1 protein-coding gene is annotated in these 1,525 nt (G+C 66.8%); it reads left to right on the plus strand.

From position 1 onward, the window contains the following. Positions 1 to 1,374 (plus strand): RNA polymerase factor sigma-54 (gene rpoN, locus AX735_RS21330; RefSeq protein ID WP_066284569.1); only part of this gene is annotated, 1,374 nt, incomplete at its 5' end. Positions 1,375 to 1,525: the final 151 nt, after the last annotated feature.

Genomic DNA, 1,525 nt, shown 5'->3' on the forward strand with positions numbered 1-1,525 from the left:
GACATCCAGCTCGGCGGCGTCGATGCGGTGTTCGATGCGCCCGCCGCACCGCCCTCTGACGGCGATCCCATCGGCAGCGACGAGCTGATCGGCGCCGGGATGGGCGAGATCGACCGCCCGCTCGACATGGACCTCAATGGCGAGGTCTTCCACCATGACAGCGTCAGCGACTGTCCCGAGCGCGTCGCGGGCGAGGGTGCAGCCGGGCTCGACGGTGCGCTGTCGATGAACGACATCGCCACCGGCGGCGGCGCGGACAGTGACGGCTGGGAAGATTCGCTCGAATATGACCTGTCCTTGCGCGAGCATCTGCACGCGCAGGCGGGCATCGTGCTTTCGGGCGTGCAGCTGTTCATCGGGCGGCACCTGATCGAGCTGATCGACGAGAACGGCTATCTGCGCGGCGACCTCCTCCAGGTCTCGCACCAGCTGGGTGTGCCGCTGGCCGAGGTCGAGGCCGCGCTGGCCGCCGTTCAGACGCTCGAGCCGACCGGGGTGGGCGCGCGCGATCTCGCCGAATGCCTGGCGCTGCAGGCGAAGGAGGCGGACCGCTACGACCCGTGCATGGCGCGGCTGATCGACAATCTCGAGCTGCTGGCGCGCGGCGCGCTGCCGCAGCTCAAGCGCATCTGCCGGGTCGATGACGAGGACCTCGCCGATATGATCGCCGAGCTGCGCCAGTACGATCCCAAGCCCGGCAGCCGCTTCGGTGGATCGTCGATCGAGGCGGTGGTGCCCGACCTGTTCGTGGTCGAGCGCGAGGGTAAATGGGTGATCGAAATCAACAGCGCGACCCTGCCGCGGCTGCTGGTCAATCGTTCCTATGCGGTCTCGCTCACCGGTGGGCGGCACGATGCCAAATCCAAGGCCTGGCTCGGCGAATGCCTTGCCGAGGCGAACTGGCTGGTCAAGGCCCTCGACCAGCGCCAGCGCACGATCATCAAGGTGGCGAGCGAGATCGTGAAGCAGCAGGAGGGGTTCTTCCGCAACGGCGTCACGCACCTGCGCCCGCTGACGCTGCGCAGCGTCGCCGACGCGATCGAGATGCACGAATCGACCGTCAGCCGCGTCACCAGCCACAAATATCTCAGCTGCGCGCGCGGGCTGTTCGAGCTCAAATATTTCTTCACCAGCGCGATCCAGTCGACCGATGGCGGCGACGCGGTCTCCGCCTCCGCCGTGAAGAGCCATATCAAGGCGCTGATCGACGAGGAGGATGCCAAGAACATCCTTTCCGACGACCAGCTGGTCGACATGCTGAAAGAGCGCGGTTTCGACATCGCACGGCGCACCGTCGCCAAATATCGCGAGGCTTTGGGGCTCGGCTCCTCGGTCCAGCGTCGCCGCCAGAAGAAGTTGCAAGGCGCGCGGTGAGCGCCATTATCTAGGCTCGGTCAGCGGAATAGCCTCTCCCGCGATGGGAGAGGCAGCGAGACTTGGCCGCTGGCGGCCTAGTCGCAGCGGTGAGGGTGATGGTGCGGACGGGTGCTGCGCTTTCGTCCCGGGGCCCGCTGCGCAATCAGGC

Origin of the sequence: Blastomonas sp. CCH1-A6 (assembly GCF_001556365.1) — a bacterium.
GTDB lineage: Bacteria > Pseudomonadota > Alphaproteobacteria > Sphingomonadales > Sphingomonadaceae > Blastomonas > Blastomonas ursincola.